This window comes from Pseudomonas sp. (genome assembly GCF_050739655.1).
Taxonomy (GTDB): Bacteria; Pseudomonadota; Gammaproteobacteria; order Pseudomonadales; family Pseudomonadaceae; genus Aquipseudomonas.
The window spans coordinates 1-3600 of sequence record NZ_JBOIBY010000104.1 but is presented as its reverse complement, the minus strand read 5'-3'; the positions used below and the strand labels follow the sequence as shown (position 1 = coordinate 3600).

Annotated in this window: 3 protein-coding genes and 1 pseudogene; 1 reads left to right on the top strand and 3 read right to left on the bottom strand. The window is 57.5% G+C overall.

What is annotated here, in order from left to right; genetic code table 11:
• The coding region (locus ACRESJ_RS05580) for a DegT/DnrJ/EryC1/StrS family aminotransferase (protein ID WP_431757011.1) at positions 1-220 on the bottom strand (220 nt) is incomplete at its 3' end.
• 385 nt (positions 221-605) lie between these two features.
• Between ACRESJ_RS05580 and ACRESJ_RS05575 the strand changes: the two genes are divergently transcribed.
• On the top strand, positions 606-1544 hold the full coding sequence (locus ACRESJ_RS05575) for a site-specific integrase (protein ID WP_431757010.1): 939 nt from the start codon (positions 606-608) through the stop codon (positions 1542-1544).
• A 158-nt stretch (positions 1545-1702) separates the two neighbouring features.
• Here the strand turns inward: ACRESJ_RS05575 and ACRESJ_RS05570 are convergent, their stop codons facing one another.
• Both ACRESJ_RS05570 and ACRESJ_RS05565 read right to left on the bottom strand, forming a co-directional pair.
• Positions 1703-2218, bottom strand: a complete 516-nt coding sequence (locus ACRESJ_RS05570) for a DUF6708 domain-containing protein (protein ID WP_431757012.1) — start codon at positions 2216-2218, stop codon at positions 1703-1705.
• A gap of 287 nt (positions 2219-2505) precedes the next feature.
• Positions 2506-3600, bottom strand: a pseudogene (locus ACRESJ_RS05565) (hypothetical protein); the annotation flags it as partial.

Sequence of the window (3600 nt, the reverse complement as noted above, 5' to 3'; positions counted from 1 at the left end):
CAGGACCGATGCCCAACGCAAGTAAGGTGATGTGCATTCCACCGGTGGCTGAGGACAGCGCAACGGCATGCTGACATCCCACGTAGTGGGCGAACTTTTCTTCCAGCTCCTGGTTTTTTGGCCCGGTGGTGATCCACCCCGAACGAAGAACTTGCTCTACCGCAGCGATTTCTTCATCGCCGATACTGGGGCGGGAGAAGGGGAGAAAAGCCTGAGTCATGGGTACCTCTGGGCTGAAAGAGTGAATAGACGGTTATGTTGAGCATTGGATCCATTATCAGCGTAGACCCGAAAGAAACTGCTGCAACAATGGGTTAGCTACAGGCATTAGAAATCGCATTGATTGACTTTTTCTGCCGTGGACGGCAGGTTGGCAGGGCACTTAAGCTCACCCAATCGTTATGAGATTAGGCCCGTTTTTGTGAAAGGAACATGAAAAAACGGTCGGCTATTTGTTTACTTGGAGTCTATTAAGCGACTGTTCAGGCTTCTACCGTTTATCGCGGTTTTTAGCGGAAAAGTCCTACGGAAGTTTCGTCTTTAAATGCTTTGTGTTTCACTCTTTTTTTGTTTTATTGAATTGTTTTTCTTCAAGGCCGTTTCGTTTGATTGATTTATCTATTACCGACTCAAGTATTTCGAAGACCAATCCGCTGACTCTGTACCTGGCGCGACTGGCGCCTTCCAGCCAACTGACCATGCGCTATGTATTGCAGGACGCCGCCGACCGCCTGGGCTTCGATGAAGTGAACATCGAGGAAATTCCCTGGCACAACCTGCAGCCCGAGGATGTCATTGCTCTGGTTGCCACGTTGCGCACCGACGGCTACGCGCCGAATACCTCGTCGCTGTACGTCAACGCTGTCCGTGGGGTAATGAACGAAGCGTGGCGCATGAGCCTTATCAGCCAGGAACATTTGCTGAAAATGCGCTCGGTCAAGGGCATTGCCGGTACGCGTCTGTCCCAGGGGCGCAACCTGCGCCGCTCGCTGATTCAGGAACTGATGGAAGTCTGCGCCGCCGATCCACGTCCGCAAGGCCTGCGGGATGCGGCGATCATCGGGATTTTGTACGGCTCGGGGATGCGCAAGTCGGAATCGGTGAACCTGGACCTGAACCAGGTCGATTTCGCCGAGCGCAGTCTGTGCGTCACGGCCAAGGGCAACAAACAGTTGATCAAATACGCCCCGGCCTGGGCGTTCGCCAAACTCGATGCCTGGCTGGAGCTGCGTCGTTCGATGCTCAAGGAAGGCGAAACGGACGACCCGTTCCTGTTCAACCGTATCCGCCGCGGCAGCCACATCACCCGCGAGCGCATTACCAAGCATGCGATTTACTACATTGCCCGGCAGCGCGGCACGCAAGTTGGGGTGAAAATCATGCCCCATGATTTCCGTCGTTCGTTCATCACCCGGGTGATCGAGGAACACGATCTGTCGATCGCGCAGAAACTCGCCCACCATAGCAACATCCAGACGACCGCCAACTACGACGTACGCGATGACAACGAGCGGCGGCGGGCGGTGGACCGCTTCGATCTTTGATCGAAGGCCATGGGGCCTGGTGCCAGTCAGTTAAGGAACTGTAGGAGCAAGCTTGCTCGCGATGGCCTCAAGAGCTCCGCGTTTACCCAGGTGAAGACGCGGTTTCGTTAACCGTTTTCCAATTCGCCATCGTGGCCGAGAGAGAAAGGTAAAAGTCATCAGGGTGCGGTCCTTGACTCCAGGTCGATGTCGGCGGGCCACTGCACCTTGGGCGCCAGGCGGCGGGCGAGGTTGAAACTCACGTCTTCGTTGTTCCAGTCGCGCGGTGGGCGGGGGAAATGGGGTAAAGCGTGCGGACCTTGCTGCATGAACAGCAGGGCCATGGCCCAGTACATTTCACCCTCCTGAATGCTGTGGGCAAAATGGAAGCGGTCGATGACCTGATTGGTGCCGGGTTTCACCACCGCCAGGGTTACGGACTCGATAAGGCCGCCAGTGCCCATGGGACCATAGACGCTGCACGCCTCGGCGCGCAGGTCCTCCCAGTCGTAGACCTCCGCGCGAACCCCCCACGCGGTACGACTGAAGGGGCGAAGCCCATCGTGATGGTAGCGGTAGACGTAGACTTTGCGACGCAGGCGGTTGAAACGGATGGGTTCATCGCGGGGCGCGAGTACGGTCATTCGCCAAGTGAAAATGCCTAACCAAAAACTCGCGACAAAAGACAGGAGCATGCCGACGCTCGGGACGAAGGGGAGGAAACGTCCCGTTACTGAAATATAGGCACCGCCAAGAAGTAGCGAAAATAAAGAGGTGACAATTAGAGAAAATGCTATGCACGCGCATAGAGCTCGCATTCGATAGACCGAGCGCGGCAACTCCAGGTAGATGGAGTCCACATGGTTGGGCGGATTCGACAGCACCGGCGGATAGGGCTCAGTGCTGGGCGCCTGATCCGGCATAGGCAGATCACGCTTCCAACCGGGTGCATGAGGGTCGAGTAGCGGTTCAATGAAGGCCATTAGCGGGCTCCGGAAAGGTTGGCAAAGGTGGTCAGCGTGAGGGCTGCATAGCCCTCCGGCACAGTGCGATCAGGCCAGTAAGTCAGCGTCAAGATGGCCCCTTCGATTCTTCGGCGCCGTCCCAGAGGCTTGAGGACGAGGGCGCCCGAAATGTCCATGACCTGCAGAGCGCCCTTGCCGGGCAATGCTTGGCGGCGGGTATTGGTCTTCGGCGTGCCGTATTCGGCCTGGTAATCCATCTGCTGGGCCGGTTTCCCATCGACGATGGCGGTTGTTGGCATCGAAGAAACAACCAGGCTGCCGCTGGCCGCGACTTCGCCGGTTTCCCGGCTGGTTGGGTTGTCCCCTTCACGCAGGAGGCGCAGGGTCCATTGATAGTCCGAACGTTCGGGGTCGAAGTAAGGCAGCGCCAGGTGAAATTCCAGCTTTTCTTCGTAGGCAATGGTTCTGACACCGCCGATTGAGCCTTCCCAGTGCAGATCCGGGTTACCGGTCATGCGCAGACGAAACTCAACGCTGGCCTCAATGCCTAAAGACGCGGCGTTGAGCTCGGCGATGGCGATAGTGGCGTGTTCGGGCGTGTCCCAGTGAACCCTGGGTGTTTCGTCGGCGTAGCCGAAGACACAGCGCTTGGCCCAGCGCTCCATTGGCGTGGATTCTTGTCCTTGGGCCCATTTGTGTAAGGCATACGCTGCTATACCAAGAATTATTGCAATACCTAGCGGCCCCATCAGAGCGTTCGATGTCGTCGATGCGGCAAGAATGCCGGAGCTCGCTGATGCTGCGAAGAGAACTGTTGAAAATGAGTATCCTATTGCTGCAGCGTCATCGCCTCGCTTCCATGTACGACTAGCCGCCATCCCCGCCTGCGTGGCCTCAAACAACCCCGTCACCGCCCCAATGACAGCTCCCGTTTTGGCGAGCATCCGACCCGCCTGCATGGAAGCCTTGGCTGTAGCTGCTCCTTGAGCAGACAGGCTGCTCATCTGCTGAACTCGTCCCGCCCCGGTCAACAGTGCAACCCCCACGATTTCCACACCGCCACCCAACACCCCCAGCATGCTGCCGTACAGCGCCAGCCTGGCTTCCGGCGC